Annotated in this window: 21 protein-coding genes; 13 read left to right on the forward strand and 8 right to left on the reverse strand. The window is 42.8% G+C overall.

Annotated features, from left to right (window positions below; translation table 11 throughout):
* Window positions 1–55: 55 nt before the first annotated feature.
* From ric to VR862_RS05565, 6 genes are all read right to left on the reverse strand, one after another.
* Window positions 56–790 carry an iron-sulfur cluster repair di-iron protein gene (ric, locus tag VR862_RS05540; RefSeq protein ID WP_324719970.1) on the reverse strand — a complete coding sequence of 245 codons (735 nt, stop codon included), beginning with the start codon at window positions 788–790 and terminating at the stop codon, window positions 56–58.
* 193 nt (window positions 791–983) lie between these two features.
* On the reverse strand, window positions 984–1796 hold the full coding sequence (locus VR862_RS05545) for a universal stress protein (RefSeq protein WP_324719971.1): 813 nt from the start codon (window positions 1794–1796) through the stop codon (window positions 984–986).
* A 99-nt stretch (window positions 1797–1895) separates the two neighbouring features.
* Window positions 1896–2948: a response regulator gene (locus VR862_RS05550; protein WP_324719972.1), complete on the reverse strand. Its 1053-nt coding sequence runs from the start codon at window positions 2946–2948 to the stop codon at window positions 1896–1898.
* Window positions 2945–4186: a PAS domain-containing sensor histidine kinase gene (locus VR862_RS05555; RefSeq protein WP_324720101.1), complete on the reverse strand. Its 1242-nt coding sequence runs from the start codon at window positions 4184–4186 to the stop codon at window positions 2945–2947. Before VR862_RS05555 ends, VR862_RS05550 begins: the two co-directional genes overlap by 4 nt.
* Before the next feature lie 234 nt (window positions 4187–4420).
* Window positions 4421–4633, reverse strand: a complete 213-nt coding sequence (locus VR862_RS05560) for a hypothetical protein (protein WP_324719973.1) — start codon at window positions 4631–4633, stop codon at window positions 4421–4423.
* 139 nt (window positions 4634–4772) lie between these two features.
* Window positions 4773–5609, reverse strand: coding sequence for a universal stress protein (locus VR862_RS05565; RefSeq protein WP_324719974.1), 837 nt, complete (start codon window positions 5607–5609; stop codon window positions 4773–4775).
* 167 nt (window positions 5610–5776) lie between these two features.
* On the opposite strand from VR862_RS05565, the gene rimP reads away from it, so the two are divergent.
* Genes rimP through infB form a run of 3 tightly spaced genes read left to right on the forward strand, consistent with a single transcriptional unit; the run spans window position 5777 to window position 10301 of the window.
* Window positions 5777–6241, forward strand: a complete 465-nt coding sequence (gene rimP, locus VR862_RS05570) for a ribosome assembly cofactor RimP (protein WP_324719975.1) — start codon at window positions 5777–5779, stop codon at window positions 6239–6241.
* A 12-nt stretch (window positions 6242–6253) separates the two neighbouring features.
* A complete protein-coding gene (gene nusA / locus VR862_RS05575) occupies window positions 6254–7498 on the forward strand; it encodes a transcription termination factor NusA (protein WP_324719976.1) in 1245 nt (414 codons plus the stop codon).
* A gap of 31 nt (window positions 7499–7529) precedes the next feature.
* A complete protein-coding gene (infB, locus tag VR862_RS05580; protein WP_324719977.1) occupies window positions 7530–10301 on the forward strand; it encodes a translation initiation factor IF-2 in 2772 nt (923 codons plus the stop codon).
* A gap of 67 nt (window positions 10302–10368) precedes the next feature.
* On the opposite strand, the gene VR862_RS05585 is transcribed toward infB, so the two are convergent.
* The gene (locus VR862_RS05585) at window positions 10369–10755 is read right to left on the reverse strand and encodes an SPOR domain-containing protein (protein ID WP_324719978.1); all 387 of its coding nucleotides are present in this window, start codon (window positions 10753–10755) and stop codon (window positions 10369–10371) included.
* 216 nt (window positions 10756–10971) lie between these two features.
* Here VR862_RS05585 and VR862_RS05590 point away from each other — a divergent pair, with 216 nt between their 5' ends.
* The 10 genes from VR862_RS05590 (at window position 10972) to VR862_RS05635 (ending at window position 25377) form a co-directional block, all read left to right on the forward strand.
* Window positions 10972–12333 (forward strand): c-type cytochrome, encoded by a 1362-nt coding sequence (locus VR862_RS05590; RefSeq protein WP_324719979.1) that lies wholly within the window; start codon window positions 10972–10974, stop codon window positions 12331–12333.
* Window positions 12334–12357: 24 nt separating this feature from the next.
* A complete protein-coding gene (locus tag VR862_RS05595) occupies window positions 12358–15435 on the forward strand; it encodes a TAT-variant-translocated molybdopterin oxidoreductase (protein WP_324719980.1) in 3078 nt (1025 codons plus the stop codon).
* A 33-nt stretch (window positions 15436–15468) separates the two neighbouring features.
* Window positions 15469–17253: an NrfD/PsrC family molybdoenzyme membrane anchor subunit gene (gene nrfD, locus VR862_RS05600; protein ID WP_324719981.1), complete on the forward strand. Its 1785-nt coding sequence runs from the start codon at window positions 15469–15471 to the stop codon at window positions 17251–17253.
* Between the two features lie 5 nt (window positions 17254–17258).
* Complete coding sequence (locus tag VR862_RS05605; RefSeq protein WP_324719982.1) at window positions 17259–17786, forward strand: DUF3341 domain-containing protein; 528 nt, start codon at window positions 17259–17261, stop codon at window positions 17784–17786.
* Window positions 17787–17791: 5 nt separating this feature from the next.
* Window positions 17792–18469, forward strand: a complete 678-nt coding sequence (locus tag VR862_RS05610; protein ID WP_324719983.1) for a c-type cytochrome — start codon at window positions 17792–17794, stop codon at window positions 18467–18469.
* A gap of 23 nt (window positions 18470–18492) precedes the next feature.
* A complete protein-coding gene (locus VR862_RS05615) occupies window positions 18493–19884 on the forward strand; it encodes a quinol:cytochrome C oxidoreductase (protein WP_324719984.1) in 1392 nt (463 codons plus the stop codon).
* 26 nt (window positions 19885–19910) lie between these two features.
* Window positions 19911–21038 carry a cytochrome c oxidase subunit II gene (locus tag VR862_RS05620; RefSeq protein ID WP_324719985.1) on the forward strand — a complete coding sequence of 376 codons (1128 nt, stop codon included), beginning with the start codon at window positions 19911–19913 and terminating at the stop codon, window positions 21036–21038.
* Window positions 21039–21059: 21 nt separating this feature from the next.
* Window positions 21060–22880: a cytochrome c oxidase subunit I gene (locus tag VR862_RS05625; protein WP_324719986.1), complete on the forward strand. Its 1821-nt coding sequence runs from the start codon at window positions 21060–21062 to the stop codon at window positions 22878–22880.
* A gap of 85 nt (window positions 22881–22965) precedes the next feature.
* The gene (gene ruvB / locus VR862_RS05630) at window positions 22966–23988 is read left to right on the forward strand and encodes a Holliday junction branch migration DNA helicase RuvB (protein WP_324719987.1); all 1023 of its coding nucleotides are present in this window, start codon (window positions 22966–22968) and stop codon (window positions 23986–23988) included.
* Window positions 23989–24051: 63 nt separating this feature from the next.
* On the forward strand, window positions 24052–25377 hold the full coding sequence (locus VR862_RS05635; RefSeq protein WP_324719988.1) for a cytochrome P450: 1326 nt from the start codon (window positions 24052–24054) through the stop codon (window positions 25375–25377).
* Between the two features lie 138 nt (window positions 25378–25515).
* Here the strand turns inward: VR862_RS05635 and VR862_RS05640 are convergent, their stop codons facing one another.
* Window positions 25516–26112, reverse strand: a complete 597-nt coding sequence (locus VR862_RS05640) for a TetR/AcrR family transcriptional regulator (RefSeq protein ID WP_324719989.1) — start codon at window positions 26110–26112, stop codon at window positions 25516–25518.
* Window positions 26113–26147: the final 35 nt, after the last annotated feature.

Genomic DNA, 26147 nt, shown 5'->3' on the forward strand with positions numbered 1-26147 from the left:
GAGGAAGAGCAATGGGAGACCCGTTTCCTCCTATTCGGCTGTAGGTTGGCATTTCTTATTTTACTTGACTGTCTCTTAGTTCCTTTTCCAGTTTAAGAGACTTTGGGAAGAGTATATTGTTCTCAAGATGAACGTGCTGGTGCAGATCCTGCTCAAATTCATCCAGCTTTGCATAAAATGCTCTGTAGGTATTGCAGGCGCCCTGCGGCGGAGTGTAACTATTGCTCAGTTCCCCAATCTTTCTTAGCAGCTCCCCGGCATCTTCATGTTCCGTCTCCATCATTTTGATTGGATTATCTACGGTACCAAAATGAGCTTCAGGTAGATCCAGATTCTCTTTTTTAGCTTTCACCATTTTTTTGATGAACGGGAACAGGATCAATTCTTCCTTTTTCATATGGGAACTGAGTTCTCCCACTACCTGTTTTACCAGTTCCCCTATTTCGAGCAGTTCTGTGTAATGAGCTCCGTGAACCTGCGCGACCCTTTCAGAGTACTGTAATAAAAGCGGAATGTTCTCTTCCACATATGTGTGATGTACATTGATAATATGATCTGTTAGAAAGTCCAGTTCCCAGCTGTTGTAGTCGGTAGCCCTTGAAGGCGTTTGCTCTACACTCAGCAGGTCCTCGCTAAGAAGGTTGTAATCGACACCGTATTTTTCACATGCTTTTTGAAGACTGATGCCGCCACCGCAGCAAAAATCTATCCCATACTTTTTAAAGATGTGAGCAGTTTTGATATTTTCAGTAACCATCTCTGCGACTGTTCTATCTTGTAAATTTTCCATAACCAAAGGTTTTTAAGTTTAACAGGAGTTTCATTTTCAGATACAAAGATGGAGGATAGAGAAAGGCTGGTTTATGAGTGGAGTCATAAAGGACAAATTTGTCCTTGATATTTTTGTTAAATAAAAAAGCACCCGCCGCTAGGAGGGTGCCTTCTTAAAAAACAAACTAATAATACTAATCTAAAACAAACTACTATCCATGTAAAACCAGTAATGGCAGCTGGTTGATAAATGGAATATTCTCATTCTCTTCGTTACGCAGAAATTTTTGACACAAATTGAGATTCTTAGCTGCTAAAACAATCATATCTACATCGCGGTTGGCAACCAGAATTTTTTTTGGATTCTGGTCTTTGGAAGTATAATAGGTTTGTAGCACAGGGATCCTTGGTGAAAAGGAATCCTGCAGAAACTCCCTGTTCTCTATCTGCTCGGCAGAAGGTTCCATGTCATTATTAAAGATCTCCAGGATCTTTACATTAGCCTTTGATAAAGACGCTAGGTTCAACAAAGTGCGCAAGACCTTGCTGCCATAGTGGATCTTATAATCTGTAGGGAAAAGAATTTTTTTATGTTCTTTATAGGATGCATGTTCAGAGATGGCCAGCACGGGACATTTTACCTTCATCATAACATCTGATGTGTTTTTGCCAATGACCACGCCTTCGTTATTGGTCTTGCCTTTAGTACCCATAAGGATGAGGTCGATCTGCTTTTCCTGGCACTTGGCTCTCACGGCATTGATAAGGTAATCTGCTTTAAAACAAGTGTGATATATATGTTTGGGGTTAGTGCGAATACTCTCCAGCCACTTCAGTAACTTTTCAAAACTTTCCTTAACTCCAGGTGACATTGACATGTATCCTGTCGCCATTTTATCTGCCGGCACCGGAAGCACATGTAGCAAGTGAAAATGGCAGGGGGTGTCCTTGAAGAACTGCAATGCGTATGCCGCAGCATTCCTGCTATTTTCAGAAAAATCGGTAGGCAATAAGATATTCATCATCAGTCACATCTAATTTACCTCGCAAAAATATGCAGGAAGCCTAGCGGAAAAAATGATGAAAGTCAGTTATTGATTTATTCCAAAAAACAGGAAAGAGGATCAACTGATCCTCTTTAATGCTTCCACGTTAAGTAGTTTGATATTGCGGCCTTCTATTTCCAGCAGCCCCTCCTTTTTAAAATCAGATAAAGTCCTGATAAGCGTTTCTGAAGCCATCCCGGCCACACTGGCAAGGTCGCTTCTGGAGATCCTTATGCTCTGGGTTGGATGTCTTCTAATTTTTTGGGAAAATAGCAGAATGGTACGGGCAGCTTTTTTTCTAACAGAGCCATAGGCCATTTCCAGAAGCTGCTCTTTTATACCTGCAATATTTTCACCCATTACATCTATCAGTTCCAGGGTGATATTGCTGTTGTTCATTAGAATATGCTTCAGCTCATCCTTAGAAACGGCATAAACACGGGTTTCTTCCATGGCGGTAGCATATTCTGAATAAGCGTCGGTCTTTTTAAAGGAGGTATTTCCGAAGAAATCTCCTTCCTTGTATATAGAAGTGATGAGTTCTTTGCCGTACTCGTCCATACGGTGACTTTTTACCACTCCTTTGTCCACAAAGAAGAAATGATTGCCCAGTTTGCCTTCCTCGTAAATAGTTTCGCCGGCTTTGAAAGTGAGCTCATCATATTTCTTCACCTCTTCCCTTAACTCCTGCAGCGAATTGATCTTTTGCTGAGGTTCTATTTCGGCAGGCTTGTTGCCGTTTTCCTGAAGCTTGCTTAAAATTGCCATTTTTGCAAGACGACTTTCTATGGCGCTAATGAGTTCATCTTCCTCGAAAGGCTTGGTGAGATAATCATCTGCCCCCAGGTCCATTCCCCTTCGAATGTCTTTATGTTCGGTTTTTGCTGAAAGAAAAATAAACGGAATGTGACGGGTCTTTGGATCTTCAGATAAAGCCTGAAGCACGCCGTATCCATCCATTTCGGGCATCATGATATCGCACACAATTATGTCTGGCAATTCCTGTCTTGCAATGGCCAGACCCGATTTACCGTTAGCTGCCGTGATCACATTGTAATCTGCAAGTTCAAGTAGTTCGGCCGTATTCTCACGTACTACAGTATCGTCTTCTATAAAAAGTACTTTTTTCATTCTTTCACAATAGGAAGTTCTACAATAAACTGGGTGCCAACATTTTCTTTACTGCTAAAGCTGATGGTCCCACCAAGGTTTTCCAGGTGCACTTTGGCAATATTAAGACCAATCCCGGTTCCCTGGTTTAAAAGGGCATTTTCGGCCCTGAAATATCTTTCAAATATATGCTTTTGATCTTTTTGAGGAATTCCCATTCCCTGGTCTGTCACCTTAAAGCGAATCATCTTGTCCTCTACTTCTATTTCGAAGTTGATGAGGGTATTCTCCGGCGAATATTTGATCGCATTGCTAAGAAGGTTGGAAAGGACCAGCTCAAGGATCTTTTCATCCTGGTGCAGTACTACATTCTCAACATCGCGCGTGTATTCAATATTCTGTCCACTCTTGAGGGTCACATTGGCGTTGTAGACCACTTCATTCACTAGCTTACTAAGACTAAAGGTTGAGAATTTATAATTCACCTTTCCGCTTTCAAGTCTTTCAATAGATAGAAAATCGTTTAGGATACTATCCAGGTAATGCACCTTGCTCTTTATGGTAGCAAGATGTTTTTCACGTTTTTCCTGCTGTTCCTCAAGTTTGTATTTTCCTGCAAGTACAACAGAGGTGAGAATTCCACTTAGGGGAGTCTTAAATTCGTGAGAAACCAGGGAAAGGAATTTTGTCTTTAGTTCGTTTAGTTCCTTTTCCTTTTGCAAGGCAGTTTTTATGCGGTTCTCGGCTTCTTTCCTGCGCTTGACCTCCAGTTCAAGGCTCTTATTCGCATTCTGAAGTTTTTGAATACTCTCTTCAAGCTCTTTGGTCCTGATCTTTATTTTACCTTCCAGCTCATTATTAAGTTCGGTAATTTGACGTTGCGCTTCCTTCCTTACAGAGATATCTATGATCAACGACATTACATAGTGCTCGTCTCCAATCTTGAATGGATTGAGCCCTGCCTCAACCGGGAATTCATCACCATTCTTTTTTACCCCATAAAGGTCCCTGCCATGTCCCATTTGCCTTTTTTCACTGTCGTTCAAAAAGTTCTTAAAGTGAGATGGATGAGCCGAACGATATTTTGGTGGGATAAGTAAATTGAGGGGCTTACCTTTAAGTTCCCCTTTTTGATAACCAAACATCACATCTGCGGCCAGATTACTGCTTACAATAGTCTGTTTCCTATCAACAACAATGATACCTTCTGAAGCTGCTTCAAAAAGTACATTGAATACATTCTCGTCTTTTTCAAACATTTCCAGGTGCTTATCTGCGGGTGTATCCAATATTCTTTTTTTGGAGTGAAGCTCCAAATTTAAACATTTTCAGTTAACCCGGCGGTTCCGTAAGAGAGACTTTAAAAAAGGCCTTTTTGAGAAGTATTAAATTGAAAAGGACCCGAAAGAAAATTATTCCCCTTCCGGATCCTTCGTTACAGTTCAACAGTTCCAATCCTTCATCTGTTCACTCTTGCGGCTGCAAAACTGCAACTAAACTTCTTGTTCATCTTCGATCGAGACGTAATCTTTATCTGCCGGTAAAAGGCGACTGGCCAGCTTGGTCACTCCCATTGCTATAAGAACAGCGGTGATTACAAAAAGGAGAAATTTGACCATAAGATTATCCTCCAGCACATTGCTGTAAAAAGTGAGAATGATCTCTATAGCCAGGAAGGCTAATTGAAAACTTGCCTTTAACACCATATAATTAAAATATGGGGTAAAGATACATTTGCGGCAAATTATTTTCGGGTGATTTTACACCTTTGACGCAAATTTAACGTATGGTTTTCAATAGGTTAATTTTATTAGGAGAGGCTTCCGGTAGCGTGGATTGAAAGTATTATTTTTCAAGTTTGAAGGTTATAACAGGACTGTTGGCATGATTCACCAGGTCTTCACTTATGCTTCCATTGAAAAAGTGCGACAAACCTTTGCGGCCGTGAGTGGCTATTCCCATGACATCGGCGTTAATTTTTCTTGAAAAATTAAGGATGCCCTGTTCAACTGAATCATCGTTGAAAACATGGAACTCGTAATTGTCAAAGGCTACACCTTCCATATAGTTTTTCAGCTTTTTGTCACAATCGTCTGTAGTAACAAATTCGTTAGCTGTATTGATATAGACCAGGTGCAGGCGGGCCTCAAAAGTTTTTGCCAGGGAAATTACTTTTTGAAGGGTCTTTCTTCCTGTGGTTTCCAGGTTGGTTGCAAAAATGAAATTATTGACCTCAAAAGAAGGATGCTCGTTCTTCACTACAAGCACGGGGATGTCTGATGTTCTTACAACCTTTTCGGTATTGGAGCCTATGAACATTTCCCTTAGGCCGGTCGCTCCTTGTGAGCCCATTACAATAAAGTCACAGCCGTGTTTCTTACTGGTATCTATTATTCCCTCAAAGGCCTTATTGATCTCTACAGTGTCATGCACTTTTAATCCTTTTAAATAGGGACGGGAAAGCAGGTCGTCAAACTTCTTTTTGGCCAGTTTCATGAAGAAGAGGGCTTCGGGCAAATCATTGGAGCGGGTTTCTCCTACCGGGTTCACCATATCTGCCGGTAATTCTATGAGGTGTAAGAGGTAAATTTCGGCATTGAATTTTTCAGCAAGTTGAGCGGCTACTTTGAGGGCATTTTCTGCCTGCTCCGAGAAGTCGGTCGGCACAAGGATTTTTTTCATAGGTAATTGTAAATAGGTAAGGTTGATTTAGTTATAAAACTACAAATATTTTTTCATTCTAATTCTTGTTTTCGTTCTACAAAAAGTTTACTATATTTGCACCGTTGAAGCGAAAAAAGAACAACGAGGGGACAGAAAGTCCCCTCTTTTTATAGCCGCACCCGGGAATGTTACGAGAGAAAGTAGAAAAATTACTGCAGGAAGCTTTCGAAGAAAATAATTCATTATTTTTAATTGAGCTCAACGTCAACGACGCGAACCATATTACCGTGATCATAGATGGTGATAAGGGAGTGTCTGTAAACGACTGTATTGCGGTAAGCCGCAAGATCGAACATAACCTGGACCGCGAAGAGGAGGATTTTTCTCTGGACGTATCTTCGGCAGGAGTGTCAAGTCCGCTGGAAATGCCGCGGCAGTACCAAAAAAATATTGGAAGGACTCTTGCAGTGACCACTGTGAATGGAGAGAAATTTGAAGGAGAACTGGCCGCCTTTGAGGAGGGAAAGCTCACTCTTAAGTGGAAAGCCAGAGAGCCTAAGCCGGTAGGGAAAGGTAAAGTGACCGTAAATAAAGAAGCTGTCTTGCCTTTAGAGGATGTAAAAGAGGCAAAAGTGAAAATAACATTTTAACAGACAAAGGATATGGAAAATATCGCGTTGATAGAATCGTTTTCGGAATTTAAGGATGACAAGTCGATTGACAAGCCAACCTTAATGGCTATCCTGGAAGACGTTCTGCGAAGTGCTCTTAAAAAGAAGTATGGGGAAGATGATAACTTTGATATTATCGTAAACCCCGATAAAGGTGACCTTGAGATTTGGAGAAACCGTGTAGTTGTGGCCGATGGGGAAGTGGAAGATCCTAACCAGGAGATCTCTTTGACCGAGGCGCGTAAGATCGAACCCGATTTTGAAGTGGGGGAAGATGTTTCTGAAGAAGTGAAATTGATCGACCTTGGTCGACGTTCTATTCTATCCTTGCGTCAAAACCTTATTTCGAAGGTTCACGAGCACGATAATACAAATATTTACAAACACTTTAAGGAGCTTGAAGGTGAAATTTACACGGCTGAAGTTCACCACATCCGTCATCGTGCGATTATTTTGCTGGATGATGAAGGAAATGAGATTATTCTTCCTAAAGACAGACAGATACCTTCAGATTTCTTCCGAAAAGGGGAAAACGTGAGAGGAATCATTGAAAGCGTTGAATTAAAAGGAAATAAACCTGCTATTATCATGTCAAGAACTTCTCCTTTATTTTTGGAGAAACTTTTTGAGCAGGAGATCCCCGAAGTATTTGATGGCCTGATTAATGTAAAGAAAGTCGTAAGGATACCTGGTGAAAAAGCAAAAGTAGCTGTAGATTCTTATGATGACCGTATAGATCCTGTTGGTGCCTGTGTGGGTATGAAAGGATCCAGGATCCACAGTATCGTTCGCGAGCTGGGGAACGAAAATATTGATGTGATCAACTATACCAGTAATAACCAGTTGTTGATCACCAGAGCACTTAGTCCTGCCAAGATCACCTCTCTTAAAATAGATGAGGAGAACAAGAGGGCAGAAGTAATGCTCAAGCCTGAAGAAGTGTCTAAAGCCATTGGTCGTGGAGGCCATAACATAAGATTGGCAGGACAATTGACAGGTTATGAAATAGATGTCTTTAGAGAAGGTGTTGAAGAAGATGTTGAATTGAGGGAATTTGCAGATGAGATCGATGCATGGGTTATCGAAGAGTTTGCCAAAATTGGACTTGATACGGCAAAAAGTATACTGGAGCAGGATGTTGATGATCTCGTAAAGAGAACCGATCTTGAAGAAGAGACTATAAAAGATGTAATGAAGGTTCTTAGAGAAGAATTTGAAGAAGAGAACAATAGTTAAGAATAAAAGAGGATAATTTAGAGGGCAATTTATGGCTGAAGCAAAAACAATGAGATTAAATAAGGTGCTACGCGAATTCAATATTTCGTTGGATCGTGCTGTGGAATTTCTCAATTCCCAGGGCCACGAGATCGAGGCGCGACCCACCACAAAAATTTCGGGCGAGATTTATCAGGTGCTTTCTGATGAATTTCAGACCGATAAGAGTAAAAAGGTTGAGGCAAAGGAAGTAGGAGAAGAAAAACGCAAGGAGAAAGAGAGTCTTCGTCTTGAAAGAGAGAAGGAACTTGAAGAGAAGCGCAAGCAGGAAGAGAAGCAGGAGGTGATTAGAGCAAAGTCTAACCTGGAAGGCCCAAAACAGGTTGGAAAGATCGATCTAGATAAGCCAAAAGCAGCTTCATCAGAACAAAAGAAAGAAGCTCCGGTAGAAGAGACCAAAGCGCCTGAACAGCCACAGGCCCAGGCTCCAAAAGCTCCCGAAGCTCCTAAAGCTGAAACTCCGAAAACTGAAACTCCTAAAGCGGAAGCTCCTAAACCTGCCGAAAAGGCACCCGAAGCTCCAAAAGCGAGGGAAGAAAGTCCAAAGGCGGAAAAGCAGGAAACAAAGGAGGAGCAGCCAAAAGAAGAAGCAACGCCCGAAGCTTCTAAAGAAGAATCCTCTACTGTTACAACCAAGTATCAAAAGCTTAGTGGTCCTAATTTTACCGGAGAGAAAATTGACCTTTCTCAGTTCAAGAAGCCGGTTAAGAAGAAAGACGACAAAAAAGCAGAAGACGATAAGGACAAGCGTAAAAAACGCCGTCGTCGTATAAGTAAAGATGTTAAAGGTGCTCCCGGTCAAGCCGGAGGTGCATCAAAAAACAATAAAGGGAAACGTACCCGCCCGGTTACTAAAGAAGAGCCAAGCGAGGAAGAAGTACAAAAGCAGGTACGGGAAACTCTTGAAAAACTTCAGGGGAAATCAGGAAAAGGTCGTGGTGCCAAGTACCGTAGAAATAAGAGGGATACTCACCGTCAAAGGACCGAGGATGCCCAGATGGAAGAAGAGAACAAGGTATTGAAGGTTACCGAATTCGTTACGGTTAGTGAAGTCGCTACCATGATGGATGTGCCGGTAACCCAGATCATCTCTGCCTGTATGTCTCTTGGTATGATGGTGACCATGAACCAGCGTCTTGATGCTGAAACGCTTTCTATCGTAGCTGAAGAATTCGACTATGAGGTTGAATTTGTTACTGCCGATCTTGATGAACCAAAAGAAGTTGCGCCTGAAAATCCCGAGGATCTTCAACCGCGTGCCCCTATTGTTACTGTAATGGGACACGTTGACCACGGTAAAACATCCTTACTGGATTACATACGTAAGGAGAATGTTATTGCCGGGGAAAGTGGTGGAATTACACAGCACATTGGTGCCTACGGGGTGAAACTTGAAAATGGTCAAAAAATCACATTTTTGGATACTCCGGGTCACGAGGCCTTTACGGCGATGCGTGCCAGGGGTGCCCAGGTTACCGACCTTGCAATCATTGTTGTAGCGGCCGATGATGATGTGATGCCTCAAACAAAAGAGGCGATTTCTCACGCACAGGCAGCAGGAGTTCCAATTGTATTTGCAATCAACAAGGTGGATTTGCCAACGGCAAACCCCGAGAAGATAAAAGAAAAACTGGCAGGCATGAACCTGTTGGTAGAAGACTGGGGTGGTAAAGTGCAGTCGCACGACATCTCGGCTAAGACAGGTCTTGGAGTGAAAGAGTTACTTGAAAAGGTATTGCTTGAAGCCGAGATCCTTGAACTTACAGCAAATCCAGATAAACTGGCTAACGGTACTGTTGTGGAAGCTTACCTGGATAAGGGTAGAGGATATGTGTCAACTATTCTGGTGCAATCGGGTACTCTTAGAATTGGAGATTATGTGCTTGCTGGTAGACACAGTGGTAAAGTAAAAGCCATGCAGGATGAGCGTGGAAATGATGTTAAAGAAGCAGGTCCTTCAACCCCGGTATCTATTCTGGGTCTTGACGGCGCCCCACAGGCGGGTGATAAGTTCAAGGTTATGACCGACGAGCGGGAGGCAAAGGATATTGCAGCCAAACGTACACAGTTGCAAAGAGAGCAGTCTGTAAGAACTCAGCGTCATATCACCCTTGATGAGATTGGACGTCGAATTGCATTGGGTGACTTTAAAGAACTTAACATTATTCTTAAAGGGGATGTGGATGGTTCTGTGGAAGCACTTACAGATTCCTTCCAGAAGCTGTCTACTGAAGAAATTCAGGTAAATATTATACATAAAGGAGTTGGTGCGATTACCGAGAGTGATGTGCTCCTGGCTTCGGCTTCAGATGCGATCATTATAGGATTTAATGTTAGACCTGCCGGAAATGCCCGTATGGTGGCCGACAAGGAAGAAATTGATATCCGTACTTACTCTATTATCTACGACGCTATAAACGATCTTAAGGATGCGATGGAAGGTATGCTTTCTCCTGTAATGAAGGAAGAGATCACCGGTAACGCAGAGATCAGGGAGATCTTTAAAGTTTCTAAGATTGGTAGTATTGCCGGTTGTATGGTTACAGACGGTAAGATCTACAGAAATTCACAGATAAGACTTATCCGTGACGGAGTTGTCGTCTACACAGGCGAATTGGCTTCCCTGAAGCGTTTCAAAGACGATGTGAAGGAAGTTTCCAAAGGATATGACTGTGGATTGCAGATCAAGAACTACAATGATATTCATGAGGGCGATGTAGTTGAAGCATTCCAGGAAGTAGCCGTAAAGAAGAAGCTTAAATAATAGATAGATTCTTATAATTAATAAGGGGCGCATTTGCGCCCCTTTTTGTGTTTAAAAAATCCTGGTTTTATCTCTTTTCAGGTTTAAACCTGAAAGCTGCAGGGAATGACTTTTTGATACGGAGCAAAGCTCTGTCGGCCTCCAGGCTATTTCTGAAGTTCCCAACCCATACCTTATAGTTTGGGGTCTCAAAAACTATAGTAGAAGACCACTCGGGAAATAAGGACCTGTATTCCTTGATCACCTTGCTGGCCTCATTGTTGTCTCCGGAAAATAACTGGATCCTGTACCGGTCTCCTATCACCCCGTCCTGAACCATCTCTGTTTTCTTTTCCAAAAGTGCTGGAATTTTCTCGTCCTGATGGATGGTAACCTGTCCATCCTGTGCCTGAGAGGTAGTTATGCCTGCTACAGCCAATGCTATGGTTAAAATAAATTTCTTTTTTCTCAACATGTCTTCATAATTTTCTGAAATACAAAAGTATAACTTTACGGGTCAATTCGGCCTTTAACAGTTATTTAGAACAGTTATAAATTATTTGGCTATCCTCTTAAATCGAACTTAAGTATTACTTTTGTCGGTAAATTTTTAGGGACTAAAATATGACTTTTGTCACGTTTTATTTTGTCTAAAAATCGTACCAAATTAGACGTTAATTCAACTTATAATATGAAAAAGGTGAAATACCGCCATTCAGCTGCCCGAATTGTTCTATTAAGTGTATCCTTATTCTTTTCATTTAATACTCTTGTTAATGCTCAGGATTCTCCCCTTGCGGAAGAACAGGACAGGCAGGAAACTGTTCAGGGTCCGGAGGAGTCGAGTGTAGAGGCTGAAGCCTCAAGTGGAGATGCGGCTGCAGGAAAAGAGATCTTTAATACCCTTTGTGCGGCCTGTCATAAGCTTGATGGAAATTCCATTGGTCCCGCCCTTAGAGGTGTTGGTGAAAGAAGAGATACCGAATGGTTGCACGAGTGGATAAAGAATTCTCAGGCGTTAATTGCGGCGGGTGACGAACAGGCGGTAGAGATCTTTAACGAATATAACCAGGTGGCTATGCCTCCTTTTCCGCAGTTAAGTGATAGTGATATTGATAACATTCTTGCTTATGTAAATCAGCCAAAAGCGGTACCTCAGGAGCAGGTGGTTACGGCGACTGGTGGTGATACTGCACAAGGAGGTGGAGGAGTGTCTACAGACATTCTCCTCGGAATTTTAGCCTTTGTTCTTTTAATGTTGCTGGTGATCCTTTATCTGGTGAACAAAACCTTAAGAAGGTTTGCGGTTGCCAGCGGGGTGGAGTTACCGGTAAAAGAGAAAAGAGGAAAGCCAATCTGGAAAGCTTTTGTTGAAAACCAATTTCTGGTCATTGTTACTGCAGTTATACTTGTGTTGGTCGGGTCGTACTTTGCGTATGGCTGGATGATGCAGGTTGGAGTTGATCAGGGGTATCAGCCAATTCAGCCTATACACTTCTCACACAGAATTCACGCCGGTGAAAACCAGATCGAATGTAAATTCTGTCACAGCTCTGCCAGGGTGTCTAAAACTTCGGGTATTCCTTCACTTAATGTTTGTATGAACTGTCATAAATCGATAAGTGAAGTTGCCGAGGCTACTGCTACTGAAGAGTATTCAAAAGAGTTCTACGATGGCGAGATCGCCAAATTATATGATGCCGTGGGCTGGGATGTAAGTCAGCAGGCATACACCGGTGAAACTGAACCGGTAAAGTGGATAAGGATCCACAACTTGCCTGACTTTGCTTACTTCAACCACTCACAACACGTAGAGGTTGGGGGAATTGCATGTCAAACCTGTCATGGTCCTGTTGAAGAAATGGAGATCATGTACCAGAATGCGCCTCTAACTATGGGCTGGTGTGTGAACTGTCACAGGGAAACCAATGTGCGCACCGCAGGTAATGAGTATTATGAGAAAGTGCATGAAGAGCTTTCTAAAAAGTATGAAGTAGAAGAATTAACTGTTGCCCAGATGGGTGGAATTGAATGTGCCAAGTGCCATTATTAATTTTAAAAAGTAGAAAGTAATCATATGTCATCAAACAAGAAATACTGGAAAAGTGTTGAAGAGCTGAAAGAATCCAGCTCAATTGTTGAGACGCACAGCCAGAAGGAATTTGTTGAAGAGATCCCTACAGATGAGTTTTTGGGTAACAAGGAGACTCTTGAGAGTTCGACCACTTCAAGAAGGGACTTTTTAAAGTACGTTGGTTTTAGTACTGCAGCAGCTTCACTGGCTGCCTGTGAGGGGCCGGTAATGAAGTCTATTCCCTACGTGGTGCAGCCCGAAAGGATCGTACCCGGGGTGGCTAATTATTACGCCACTACAATGGCTGATGGATTTGACTTCTCAAGCGTACTTGTTAAAACGCGTGAAGGTCGTCCAATAAAGATTGAACAAAACACAATGGGAACTACCGGTGCCAATGCCAGGGTGCATGCATCTGTTCTTTCCCTGTACGATAATAAAAGACTTCAAAGGCCAATGGCCAATGGAGAAGTTGTTTCCTGGGAGCAATTCGACCGGGAGGTAAAAGAGAAGCTGAACAACGTAAATGGCGAAATAGTACTGTTGACACAAACTTTTGCCAGTCCATCTACTTCTAAACTAATCAACGAGTTTTCTCAGAAGTATGGAAATGTTCGTCATGTGATCTATGATACTGTTTCTGAAGATGATGCTTTGGAAGCTTTCCGTGCGCGTTATGGCAGAAGAGCCCTTCCAAGCTATGACTTTTCTAAAGCTGAAGTAATTGTTTCTATAGGTGCAGATTTCCTTGGAGACTGGGCAGGTGGTGGTCACGATGCCGGATATGCAAAAGGGCGTATTCCGGAAAATGGCAAAATGTCCCGCCACATACAATTTGAATCAAATTTTTCCCTAACAGGTGCTAATGCCGATAGAAGAATAACTCTTACGCTTTCTCAGCAGAAGGCTGCGCTGGCTGCACTTCACGGATACGTTACCGGAGGTTCTTCGACAAGTAACCTGCCCGGGCACATCGACGATGCGCTTATTAAGGCGGCAAGGCAACTGCGCAAAGCCGGAAGTGGAGCTGTGGTTGTTACGGGAATTCCCGATGTAGATGCACAGGGGCTTGCTCTTGCAATTAACGAAAGTCTTGGAAGTGGTGTTATGAACACCTCTTCTCCTAGAATGCTCCGTCAGGGGAATACTGCTGCAGTGAAGCAGCTTGTAGCCGACATGAACGCCGGGCAGGTAGGTGCTATTTTGATTGCTGGTGTTAACCCTGCATACAGTCTGCCATTTGCCGGGGAATTTGTTGAGGGAATGAACAAAGTTGATCTTAAGGTCACCTTCAGCATGAAAAATGATGAAACGGCCCTGCTTTCAAATTATGTTGCTGCAACTCCTCATTATCTTGAGAGCTGGGGAGATATTGAATTTACTACACAGAAGTTCGGTTTGATGCAACCAACCATCAGGCCTCTTTTCGATACAAGTCAGTTCCAGGATGTACTTTTAAGATGGACAGACAATAATACTACCTACGCAGATTACCTGAAGCAAACCTGGGAAGGATCCATGGGATCGAGTTCATGGGTTGATGCGCTTCATGATGGTGTCTTTGAAGGTACTTCTCCGTTTAATGCTGAAGTTGGAGCAGAACAAACTGCTACCTCTGTTAGCTTTGATGAGGGAACTGCTGTAAGAAATCTTTCTGCGGCACCGGGAGAAGGATTGGAGCTGGAGCTTTATACTTCGGTTGCTATGGGAGCCGGTAATCAAGCTAACAACCCGTGGCTTCAGGAATTGCCAGACCCTATTACCCGTGCATCATGGGATAATTACCTTAAGATCTCCAGAGCTGATGCTGAAGCTCTTGGTCTGGAGAATGAGCACGTTTCTAACGGAGCCCTCAATGGAAATTACGTAAACCTGAAAGTTGGAGATACGGTGCTTGAGAAAGTTCCTGTTTTCATCCAGCCGGGACAAGCCAGAGGAGTTGTTTCTCTTGCATTGGGATACGGTAAAATAGAAGGAATTCAACGCGAAATGCAGGTGGGAGTAAATGCTTACCCGCTTTACAAGGATTTTAAGTCCTTCCAGAACGTGACTATAGAAAAAGCTGCAGGAGTTCATGAATTCGCATGTCTCCAGCTGCATACTACTCTTATGGGTAGAAATGATATTATTAAGGAAACTACGCTGGAGATCTTCAATACCCGTGATTCTCATGTGTGGAACAAGATGCCCGAAGTTTCTCTTAATCACGTGGAAACTCCTGTGACCTCGCCCGATGTTGATCTTTGGGATGGATTCGACCGTTCTGTGGGTCATCATTTCAAGATGTCTATTGATCTAAATGCCTGTACCGGGTGTGGAGCTTGTGTGATCGCTTGTCACGCAGAGAACAACGTGCCTGTAGTAGGTAAGGAAGAAGTGAGAAAGTATCGCGATATGCACTGGTTACGTATCGACCGTTACTATTCTTCTGAAGATACTTTCGAGCAGGATGTGGAGAAGAAGGAGAACATGAGTGGCCTTGGAGATGCACTTTCTCAATTTGGAGAAATGGAAATGGCTTCAGATAATCCACAGGTGGTGTTCCAGCCAATGCTTTGTCAGCATTGTAACCACGCGCCTTGTGAAACGGTATGTCCTGTTGCTGCAACTATGCACGGGCGCCAGGGACAAAACCAAATGATCTATAACAGATGTGTGGGTACAAGATATTGTGCAAACAACTGTCCTTATAAAGTAAGAAGGTTCAACTGGTTCCTTTATAACAAGAACGATGAATTTGATTACAACATGAACAACGATCTTGGGCGTATGGTTCTTAACCCGGACGTTACAGTGCGGTCAAGAGGGGTGATGGAAAAATGTTCTTTCTGTATACAGCGTACTCAAAAGACTATTCTCGATGCGAAACGTGAGGGTAGGGCTATTGAAGACGGAGAATTCCAGACTGCATGTTCTGCGGCTTGTGACAAGGGAGCAATTGTATTTGGAGATGTGAATGATGAAAACAGCAGGATTGCGGCTTTAAGTGAGGATGAAAGGATGTATCACGCACTTGAATACATTGGAACCAAGCCAAATGTGATGTACCAGACCAAAGTCCGTAATACATCTGAAGCATAATAAAAGATTTAAAGAATTAATTATAAAAAGCATATGTCTCATTACGAAGCACCTATTCGAAAGCCTTTAGTACTTGGCGATAAGACCTATCATGATGTCACGGTCGATGTTGCTGCACCGGTAGAAGGGCGGGCCAATAAATCATGGTGGATTGTGTTCTCTATTGCTCTTGTCGCTTTCCTTTGGGGATTAGGATGTATCATCTATACAGTTTCTACAGGAATTGGTACCTGGGGATTGAACAGGACCGTTGGTTGGGCCTGGGATATTACTAACTTTGTTTGGTGGGTAGGTATTGGTCACGCCGGTACCCTTATTTCCGCGGTACTATTGCTCTTCCGTCAAAAATGGAGAATGGCAATTAACCGTTCTGCAGAGGCCATGACGATCTTCTCGGTAGTTCAGGCAGGACTGTTCCCAATCATTCACATGGGACGTCCATGGCTGGCATATTGGGTACTACCTATTCCAAACCAGTTTGGTTCTTTATGGGTAAACTTTAACTCCCCGCTACTTTGGGACGTATTTGCGATCTCCACCTATCTTTCGGTATCTCTTGTATTCTGGTGGACAGGTCTTTTACCCGATTTTGCTATGATTCGGGACCGAGCCATAAAGCCATTTCAGAAACACATTTATGGAATCCTGAGTTTTGGCTGGAGTGGACGTGCAAAAGACTGGCAGCGTTTTGAAGAGGTGTCACTTGTCCTGGCAGGTTTAGCAACTCCTCTTGTACTTTCTGTACACACTATTGTATCCTTTGACTTTGCTACCTCGGTAATTCCGGGATGGCACACCACGATCTTCCCTCCTTACTTTGTTGCGGGGGCGATCTTCTCCGGGTTTGCGATGGTGAACACCTTGCTTATCATCATGAGGAAAGTATCTCATCTTGAAGATTATATTACAATTCAGCACATCGAGCTTATGAACATCGTGATCATGATCACAGGTTCTATTGTGGGTGTTGCGTATATCACCGAGCTGTTCATGGCCTGGTACTCTGGAGTAGAATACGAACAGTATGCCTTCCTTAACAGGGCTACCGGTCCTTACGCATGGGCATACTGGGCGATGATGACCTGTAACGTGTTCTCTCCGCAGTTCATGTGGTTCAAGAGACTTCGTACAAGTATCATGTTCTCTTTCTTTATCTCAATTGTGGTTAATATCGGGATGTGGTTTGAGCGCTTTGTGATCATTGTAACTTCTCTTCACAGAGATTACCTTCCATCTTCCTGGACAATGTTCTCACCTACTTTCGTAGATATCGGGATCTTTATAGGAACTATTGGATTCTTCTTTGTTCTGTTCCTTCTTTACGCCCGTACCTTCCCGGTGATTGCACAGGCAGAAGTTAAGACGATCCTTAAATCTTCGGGTGATCGTTACAAGAAACTAAGAGAGGAGCATGGAGATCATGCAGATCATACCAATACCATCGTGAGAGAGCCTGTTTCAAATGTTGAAGGCGGATGGATCAAGAGAGATGAATACGATCAAAAGAAAGAACATGAGCCTACTACTCATACAGAGAGCTTGACGACTTCAGAAATTGACAGGGACAGGATCGATGAAATGTTGCATAGAATTGGAGTCTTTGATCCTGCAACTCAGTCTGCAGATGACCTGCAAAAGCTTAATGGTGTTGGTCCCGTGATGGAGCAAAAGCTGCACCAGGTTGGCATCTACACTTATGATCAGGTAAGTAATCTTACCGTTGAAGACTATAAATTGCTTGACAGGGTAATCGACAATTTCCCTACTGCCGATAATCGCGGAAATTGGAATGATCAGGCAAACCAACTAAAAAAGTAAAAAGAATGGCATCTAAAGTTATACACGCTCTTTACACAGATGACGACTTGCTTTTACAGGCTGTAAGACAAGTGAGGGAGGCCCGCTACAGTATTGGAGAAATCTATACTCCTTTTCCCGTACACGGCCTTGATAAAGCGATGGGACTGGCCCCAACAAGATTGGCGATCACCTCTTTCCTGTATGGGCTCGTAGGATTGACCGTCGCAGTGGCTATGATGAACTTTATAATGATCGAAGACTGGCCAATGGACATTGGAGGTAAGCCTAGTTTCAGCTTTATTCAGAACATGCCATCCTTTGTTCCGATCATGTTTGAGCTAACGGTATTTTTTGCTGCCCACCTCATGGTGTTCACCTTCTTTATGAGAAGTAAATTGTGGCCGTTCAAAAAAGCTGAAAATCCTGATATCCGCACTACAGATGATCATTTTCTAATGGAAGTTAGAGTAGGGAATCATGATGCAGAGGAGCTAACCGACTTTTTATTCAACACCGGTGCTTCTGAAATTAAATTAATAGATAACAAATAAACCCGATGAAAAGTTTATTTAAGACATCCATATTCTTCATTTTGGCATTGAGTGCAGTTTCCTGTGTGGAAAACTCCAAACCCAATTACCAGTACATGCCGAATATGTACGAGACGGTAAGCTATGAACCATATGGAGCATATGAAGTATTTGTTAATGAGCAGGAAGCAAAACTTCCGGTAGAAGGAACGGTTTCGAGGGGATGGAGACCTTATGAGTATGAGAACTCGCCCGATGGTTTTGCGACAGCGAAAGCAGAGCTTGAGAATCCTCTTCCATATACCGAAGAAGTTCTGGCTCAGGGTAAAGCACTCTATACTATTTACTGTGCTGTTTGTCACGGAGACAAGGGAGATGGTAAAGGAATTTTGGTACAGAGAGAAAAGATCCTTGGTATTCCGAGTTATGATGACGTAGGAAGGGCTATTACCGAAGGTGGCGTATATCACGTACAATACTACGGTCTTAACGCCATGGGTTCTTATGCATCACAAACTTCAATTGAAGAGCGTTGGGCGATCACCCATTACGTTATGAAGCTTAAGAATGATCTAGAAGGAGGTCCTGAAATGGAATTTGAAAGCGCCGATGAAAACCTGATGCCCCCTGTGAACGCTGAACAACCTATGGAAGTGAAGCAGAATGAGCCTGAAGGAGAACCAATTGAAGAAATCCAAGAATAACAGCACATTAGATATTAAACAATATGTACACGCTATCCAGTAAATTAAAAACGTTTTCTATCATCCTTATGGTGGCAGGGCTTTTGGGCTTGATCTATGGATTCATAGCCGTGCCTGGGTCTATCGAAGAGGTAAGGGAAATGATCGCTCATGATGATCACGGGGAAGTTGTTGAAATGCCGCTTACCGGTCAAACTGAAGATGAACTTGAGGATGATGCCCGCGGGTTTGATTATGTGCCATCAGAACATCAGGTAGAGACAGAACGTACAGATGAAGAAGTGCATAAAATGGCCGAAGATGCCGAAATGGTTCACCTGGAACATGTTTTTCATCAACTACAGAATAAACCATGGGCAGCTCTATATGTTGCTGCGTTCTTCTTTTTCATGATCGCACTTGGAGTACTTGCCTTCTACGCAGTACAATTTGCTGCACAGGCCGGGTGGTCACCTGTTCTCTTTAGAGTAATGGAGGGAATTACTGCCTACCTGCTTCCCGGAAGTATAATAGTATTTATCATTTTAGCGCTCTCAGGATTCCACCTTAACCACTTGTTTGTATGGATGGATCCTGAAGTTGTTGCTCACGACGAGATTATTCAGAACAAGAGCGGATATCTCAATGTTCCTTTCTTCCTTATTCGTGCGCTTATTTATATTGCCGGATGGAACATCTTCCGTTACTTCCTTAGAAGGAACTCCCTTAGACAGGATGATGCGACAGATATTACCTGGTATAAAAAGAATTTCAAACTTTCAGCAGGATTCCTTGTTTTCTTTATTGTGACTGAATCAATGATGTCCTGGGACTGGATCATGAGCCTTGATCCACACTGGTTTAGTACCCTTTTTGGATGGTATGTATTCTCAAGTATGTTCGTATCGGGGATCACAGTGATCGCACTTGTGACCATCTACCTAAAATCAAGAAATTATCTGCCATTTGTAAATGACAGCCATATTCATGACCTGGCAAAGTTCATGTTCGGGATCAGTATTTTCTGGACTTACCTGTGGTTCTCACAGTTCATGCTCATCTGGTACTCAAATATCCCCGAAGAGGTGACTTATTATGTTGCGAGAATTGAAGATTACGGGCTTGTATTCTTTGGAATGGTGGCTCTAAACTTTATCTTCCCGCTCTTATTACTAATGAACAGTGACTTTAAAAGGGTCAACTGGTTCGTAGTAATGACAGGAATTATTATCCTATTGGGTCATTATCTGGATGTTTATGTTATGGTGATGCCTGCAACAGTAGGGGAATCCTGGTTCATTGGGATTTCTGAGATCAGTGCACTGGCATTTTTTGGAGGATTATTTATTTTTGTGGTATTCAATTCCCTGACCAAAGCCCCGCTACTTGCGAAGCGCAATCCTTTCATGAAAGAAAGTGAGCATTATCATTATTAAAAGATTGTTTAAAGAGAAATTATAAAATGACGGTATTTTTAATCATAATAGTAGTAGCATTATTTGCGATAACTATCTGGCAGCTTACCAGGATCTTCCAATTGTCCCGGACTTCCGATACTACGGATACTTCAGAGATCGCGAATGACAAGGATAACAGGACGCAGGGGAACCTGATGCTTGCCTTTGGGGTCGCGTTCTATATTTTCATGATATATAATTTCTGGACTTTTGGTGACAGGGCTTTGCCTGCTGCCTCTTCAGAACATGGTGTGGAATATGATAACCTGCTGTTGATCACTATGGCTGTGATCATGTTCGTGCAGGTGATCACGCAGGGCTTACTTCACTATTTTGCTTTCAAATACAAAGGTAAAAAGGGAAATAAAGCACTTTTCTTTGCCGATAACGATAAGCTTGAATTCGTTTGGACCATTATTCCCGTAATCGTACTTGCAGGATTGATCATTTATGGGTTGTTCACCTGGAGTGACATTATGGATATCGAGGAAGAGGAAGACCCTCTTGTGATCGAACTGTATGCCAAGCAGTTTAGCTGGCAGGCACGTTATGCCGGTAAGGACAATGTCCTTGGGAAAGCAAATGTTCGCTTTATAGAAGGTGCAAACACAATGGGAGTTGATGAAAGTGATCCTTATGCGATGGATGATGTGATCACTGCAGAAATTCACCTTCCTGTTAACCGCCCGGTCCTTTTTAAAATGAGATCTCAGGATGTACTGCATTCTGCTTATTTCCCGCATTTTAGAGCACAAATGAATGTGGTTCCGGGGATGATCACTCAGTTCTCTTTTACGCCAACTGTTACAACAGATGCTATCAACGAGACCGAATATATGAGAGATAAGGTTGCCCGTATAAATGAGATTAGAAGATCGAAAAGCGAGGAGTTGATCGCAATGGGTGAAGAACCGCTTACAGATTATGATAACTTCGAGTATTACCTCTTGTGTAACAAGATTTGCGGAGTGGCTCACTACAACATGCAAATGAAGGTTGTAGTTGAGACTGAAGCCGAATACAATGCCTGGATCGCAGAGCAGAAGGAGTATTCTGAAACCATGGAATCTGCCACGGCAGCAAAAATGGTGAAGGAAAGAAGTGGAGAAGAAATTGTTCAGGTAGAAAATTAATTAAGTTAAGAATAAAGAAATATGTCAGCAGTAGGACACGTACCAGTTAATGAACACGCTCATGATGATCACCACCATGATGAGGGTAATTTCTTTACGAAGTATATATTCAGCATGGATCACAAGGTTATTGCAAAGCAATACCTTTTTACGGCGATCTTTATGGGGATCATTGGAATTGCAATGTCCATTTTCTTCCGTATGCAGCTTGCCTGGCCTGCCGAATCATTTAAGATCTTTGAGATCTTCCTTGGAAAATGGGCTCCGGGAGGAGTGATGAGTCAGGAGATCTATCTGGCTCTTGTAACTATTCACGGTACCATCATGGTTTTCTTTGTACTAACGCAAGGGCTTAGTGGTACTTTCAGTAACCTTTTGATCCCACTTCAAATCGGAGCAAGGGATATGGCATCTGGCTTTATGAACATGCTTTCATACTGGTTGTTCTTCATCTCGTGTGTGATCATGTTAGGTTCATTATTTGTGGAGGCAGGACCTGCATCTGCCGGGTGGACAATTTATCCGCCGCTTAGTGCATTACCACAGGCCATTGGAGGTTCAGGACTAGGGATGACGCTGTGGCTTGTGTCTATGGCTATCTTTATCGCCTCTTCTTTGTTAGGTTCCCTTAACTATATTGTTACAGTGATCAACCTAAGAACCAAGGGTATGTCGATGACCCGTTTACCATTGACTATCTGGGCACTTTTTGTTACTGCTATTATCGGGGTGGTTTCCTTTCCGGTTCTTTTATCTGCAGCTTTGATGTTGATCATGGACCGAAGCTTTGGAACATCTTTCTTCCTGAGTGATATCTATATTGGAGGAGAAGTGCTACACTACCAGGGAGGTTCGCCTATTCTGTTCGAGCACCTTTTCTGGTTCCTTGGTCACCCTGAAGTTTACATTGTAATTCTTCCGGCCATGGGTATCGCTTCAGAGATCCTGGCAACGAACTCAAGAAAACCCATTTTCGGATACCGTGCGATGATCGCTTCTATCCTGGGGATCGCCTTCCTTTCAACCATCGTTTGGGGGCACCACATGTTCGTATCAGGAATGAACCCGTTCCTTGGATCTGTATTTACCTTTACAACTCTTCTTATCGCTATTCCATCTGCAGTAAAAGCCTTTAACTGGATCACGACGATCTGGAAAGGAAACCTGCAAATGAACCCGTCCATGCTGTTCTCCATAGGATTCGTTTCTACTTTCATTACCGGAGGTTTAACAGGGATCGTTCTTGGGGATAGTACTTTGGACATTAACGTACACGATACCTATTTCGTAGTAGCTCACTTCCACCTTGTAATGGGTATTTCTGCTCTCTACGGAATGTTTGCAGGGATCTATCACTGGTTCCCCAAGATGTTCGGTCGTATGATGAACAAGAACCTGGGGTACATCCACTTCTGGATCACCATCATAGGTGCCTACGGGGTTTTCTTCCCAATGCACTTTGTGGGAATGGCAGGGTTACCGCGACGATATTATGATAACACCGCATTCCCTTACTTTGATGACCTTTTGGAGATCAACGTTTTGATCACTGTTTTTGCGATCATCACTGCACTGGTACAGCTGGTATTCCTTTACAACTTTATCCATTCCATCTTTGCAGGAAAGAAAGCTACTGCAAACCCATGGAATTCCAATTCCCTGGAATGGACTACTCCTGTAGAGCCTATCCACGGAAACTGGCCTGGAGAGATCCCACACGTGTACCGTTGGGCGTATGACTACAGTAAAACAAATGAAAAAGGAGAATATGTGATCGCAGGACAGGATTTTGCGCCACAGAATGTTCCGCTTCAAAAAGGGGAAGAAGAGCTCAATCATTAAGCTTTTTTTGACCGCCATAGTACAAAGCCTTTTCATCTAATGAGAAGGCTTTTTTCTTTTATCTTTGTTTCCAAACCTGAATGTTATGAATGAGAACCTGGATCCCACCGGGGAGAGCTTTTCTCCTGAAGAAATGGATATTGAGAGAGCCCTGCGTCCTCTCGAGTTTGATGATTTTGCCGGCCAGGATCAGGTACTTGATAACCTTAAGGTCTTTGTAAAAGCAGCCAACCAAAGAGGTGACGCACTCGATCACACCCTTTTTCATGGCCCTCCCGGGCTTGGAAAAACTACTTTAGCCCATATACTTGCCAATGAGCTGCAGGTAAATATCAAAGTAACTTCAGGTCCCGTGTTAGATAAACCGGGAGATCTTGCCGGACTTCTCACTAATCTGGAAGAGCGGGATGTTCTCTTTATAGATGAGATCCATCGGCTTAGTCCTATAGTTGAGGAGTATTTATATTCGGCAATGGAAGACTATAAGATCGACATCATGGTCGAAACCGGACCCAATGCCAGATCGGTGCAGATCAACCTTAGCCCTTTTACGCTTATTGGAGCAACCACCCGTAGCGGATTACTTACCGCACCTATGCGTGCCCGCTTCGGAATCTCCAGCCGACTCCAATACTACACCACCGAGTTACTTGCAGATATCGTACAGCGAAGTGCGCAGATCCTCAAGGTGCCCATTACTATGGAAGCGGCTATTGAGATTGCCGGTCGCAGCCGCGGAACACCCCGTATTGCAAATGCCCTTTTACGAAGGGTGCGGGATTTTGCCCAGATTAAAGGCAATGGGAAAATCGATATTGAAATAGCAAAATATAGTTTGAAAGCCCTTAATGTAGATGCTCATGGTCTGGATGAAATGGACAATAAGATCCTCACCACCATTATTGATAAATTCAAGGGAGGACCGGTAGGTATCACTACCCTGGCAACTGCAGTAAGCGAAAGCGCCGAGACCATTGAAGAGGTTTATGAGCCTTTTCTTATTCAGCAGGGATTCATACAGCGTACCCCCCGCGGCCGGGAAGTGACCGAAGCTGCCTACAAACACCTGGGAAGGATTAGAGGTGGAATTCAGGGCGGATTGTTTTAAACCTGACATTTAGACTTAATAGCTTTCAGAAACCTGTGAGGTCTTTGGGAGTAAAATAAACACATGAAAAAGACCCACGGCATACCCAAAGTTTCCCGGAAGCATTTTTACAAAAGTGCCCTTGGCATTTTAAAAAATCCTTTGCCGTTTCACCACCAGAATTTTGATAAGCACGGGGATACTTTTTTGCTGAATGTGGGGATGGGAAGGGAGATCATCTTTTCGCGTGACTCGGCATTTGCCGAATATGTGCTTCAGAAGAATCAGCGCAACTATAAAAAGTCCGAGATCCAAACGAAAGATATGGCCAAATATCTGGGACACGGATTACTTACTGCCGAGGGGGAGCTCTGGAAAAAGCAGCGTAAACTCATTCAGCCGGCTTTTCACAAGAAGCAACTGGCAGGTTTATTAGATAAAGTTCAGGCGGCAATTTCTGAGGAGCTGAACAAATTAAAGACCAATGCCCCAATGGATATTTTCCCTGTTTTTAACGACCTCGCTTTCCAGACGGTTGTAAAATCGCTTTTTAGCAGTGCGGTGGGGCAGCGGGAGATCAACAGGTTGCAGTATATCACAGAGGCTGCTCAAAAAATGCTGGTACGTGAATTACGGCAACCCTATTTGAGCTGGTATTTCACATGGACGGGTAAGATAAAACACCATCTGGCGCTAACTACCGAAGCCCGCGAGATCCTTACCCGCATTATTGAAGAGCGGAAGCAAAGCAAAAAAAGAGAGGATGACCTGCTCGATATGCTGTTGGATGCCCGTTATGAGGACGGTAACACAATGAGCCATGAACAACTTATAGATGAGATCCTCATCCTGTTTACGGCCGGCCATGAAACTACTTCCAATGCCCTTACCTTTACAACCCAGCTTCTGGCAAGAAATCCCGAAGTTCAGGAAAAGATCCTTTCAGAAGTAAAACCGGCAAAAGAGAATTCAGAGAATTTAATGGAATTTCTTAGGGAATGCCGCTATACTCAAAGCGTTGTTGAAGAAGCTATGCGGCTTTATCCGCCGGCATATTTTATAGATAGGGTAAATTTGAGAGATGATGAATTTGAAGGAAAGGCATATCCCGCAGGTTCCAGCCTGCTATTTTCCATTTATGAGATTCACCGCCATCCGGACCTGTGGGAAGAGTCGGAAAAATTTAAGCCCGAACGTTTTCTAAAAGGCAAATACGAAAATTATTTCCCTTTTGGCGCCGGCCCTCGCAAATGTATTGGCAACAATTTTGCTATGTATGAAATGATCATGAGCATAGCCGAATTGGTTTCCCGCTACCAAATTTCGGGAGCAAAAGAAGAAATAGAAATTCAGCCACTCATTACCCTCAAACCAAAGAATGCCGTTCTAGAATTTGAGCTACGAAAATGATATCTTCTAAATCGCATTTTTTGGCCCCGTTGATTGTCAGTTTAAAATGAAGAAGTTACAGTGTTAATAGTAAATGGGAGGTGAATTAACCATGTTAATGTATAAATATTCATGATAAAGTTTCTCCTCTTAATACTTTTATATTGTTTTTAAAGCTGATTCCAAGACCTTATCCATACCCCATTTAAGAATTTCTTTAGATTGCTCATTGTTGAGATGACAAACGTCTTTTGTTACAATAAAAGGTTCTATTCCCATTAGAACAGTAGCAAGATTGGCCAGATTTTCCAATTCAACAGGATTCATATCTTTTACTCTTTCCTGAAGTAGCATCAAAAGAGTTTTCTTTCTACGAGCTCCACGCAGTTCCTTGCTTTTATCGGCATTTAATACAAAGCTCATATATTTTCTAAAACCGGCTTCATGATCTATAGTGAGATTGTTATAATAATCTTGAATAGCTAAGATTGCTTCTTTAAGTTCCAGGTCTTTAACTTCTAGAATTATCTCCTCCGAACTTTTAGTGTTGAGATCAAGAATGGCTTCTGCGGCCAAAATTTCCACACTTGAGTAATAGCGGTAAATTGTAGCTCTGGAAATTTTAGCTTTTTTAGCAATGTCTTCCAAAGTAAAGTCATCTCCCTTTCCCATTAAATCTTGAGCACTTTCAAGAATTTTGTCTCGAGTTAACAGTTTTTGATTTCTCCGTCCGGTTCCTAAATATTTTTCTTTCATAAGACAAATGTCTTATAAAATTTTGAAATTTAAAA

Source organism: Salinimicrobium aquimaris, from assembly GCF_035607535.1.
In the GTDB taxonomy this organism is placed as follows: domain Bacteria; phylum Bacteroidota; class Bacteroidia; order Flavobacteriales; family Flavobacteriaceae; genus Salinimicrobium.

Excerpts from the sequence above, each read along its gene's own strand:
- ric (WP_324719970.1), bottom strand. The coding sequence starts at position 790 with ATGGAAAATTTACAAGATAGAACAGTCGCAGAGATGGTTACTGAAAAT.
- VR862_RS05545 (WP_324719971.1), bottom strand. The coding sequence starts at position 1,796 with ATGATGAATATCTTATTGCCTACCGATTTTTCTGAAAATAGCAGGAAT.
- VR862_RS05550 (WP_324719972.1), bottom strand. The coding sequence starts at position 2,948 with ATGAAAAAAGTACTTTTTATAGAAGACGATACTGTAGTACGTGAGAAT.
- VR862_RS05555 (WP_324720101.1), bottom strand. The coding sequence starts at position 4,186 with ATGTTTGAAAAAGACGAGAATGTATTCAATGTACTTTTTGAAGCAGCT.
- VR862_RS05560 (WP_324719973.1), bottom strand. The coding sequence starts at position 4,633 with ATGGTGTTAAAGGCAAGTTTTCAATTAGCCTTCCTGGCTATAGAGATC.
- VR862_RS05565 (WP_324719974.1), bottom strand. The coding sequence starts at position 5,609 with ATGAAAAAAATCCTTGTGCCGACCGACTTCTCGGAGCAGGCAGAAAAT.
- rimP (WP_324719975.1), top strand. The coding sequence starts at position 5,777 with ATGTTACGAGAGAAAGTAGAAAAATTACTGCAGGAAGCTTTCGAAGAA.
- nusA (WP_324719976.1), top strand. The coding sequence starts at position 6,254 with ATGGAAAATATCGCGTTGATAGAATCGTTTTCGGAATTTAAGGATGAC.
- infB (WP_324719977.1), top strand. The coding sequence starts at position 7,530 with ATGGCTGAAGCAAAAACAATGAGATTAAATAAGGTGCTACGCGAATTC.
- VR862_RS05585 (WP_324719978.1), bottom strand. The coding sequence starts at position 10,755 with ATGTTGAGAAAAAAGAAATTTATTTTAACCATAGCATTGGCTGTAGCA.
- VR862_RS05590 (WP_324719979.1), top strand. The coding sequence starts at position 10,972 with ATGAAAAAGGTGAAATACCGCCATTCAGCTGCCCGAATTGTTCTATTA.
- VR862_RS05595 (WP_324719980.1), top strand. The coding sequence starts at position 12,358 with ATGTCATCAAACAAGAAATACTGGAAAAGTGTTGAAGAGCTGAAAGAA.
- nrfD (WP_324719981.1), top strand. The coding sequence starts at position 15,469 with ATGTCTCATTACGAAGCACCTATTCGAAAGCCTTTAGTACTTGGCGAT.
- VR862_RS05605 (WP_324719982.1), top strand. The coding sequence starts at position 17,259 with ATGGCATCTAAAGTTATACACGCTCTTTACACAGATGACGACTTGCTT.
- VR862_RS05610 (WP_324719983.1), top strand. The coding sequence starts at position 17,792 with ATGAAAAGTTTATTTAAGACATCCATATTCTTCATTTTGGCATTGAGT.
- VR862_RS05615 (WP_324719984.1), top strand. The coding sequence starts at position 18,493 with ATGTACACGCTATCCAGTAAATTAAAAACGTTTTCTATCATCCTTATG.
- VR862_RS05620 (WP_324719985.1), top strand. The coding sequence starts at position 19,911 with ATGACGGTATTTTTAATCATAATAGTAGTAGCATTATTTGCGATAACT.
- VR862_RS05625 (WP_324719986.1), top strand. The coding sequence starts at position 21,060 with ATGTCAGCAGTAGGACACGTACCAGTTAATGAACACGCTCATGATGAT.
- ruvB (WP_324719987.1), top strand. The coding sequence starts at position 22,966 with ATGAATGAGAACCTGGATCCCACCGGGGAGAGCTTTTCTCCTGAAGAA.
- VR862_RS05635 (WP_324719988.1), top strand. The coding sequence starts at position 24,052 with ATGAAAAAGACCCACGGCATACCCAAAGTTTCCCGGAAGCATTTTTAC.
- VR862_RS05640 (WP_324719989.1), bottom strand. The coding sequence starts at position 26,112 with ATGAAAGAAAAATATTTAGGAACCGGACGGAGAAATCAAAAACTGTTA.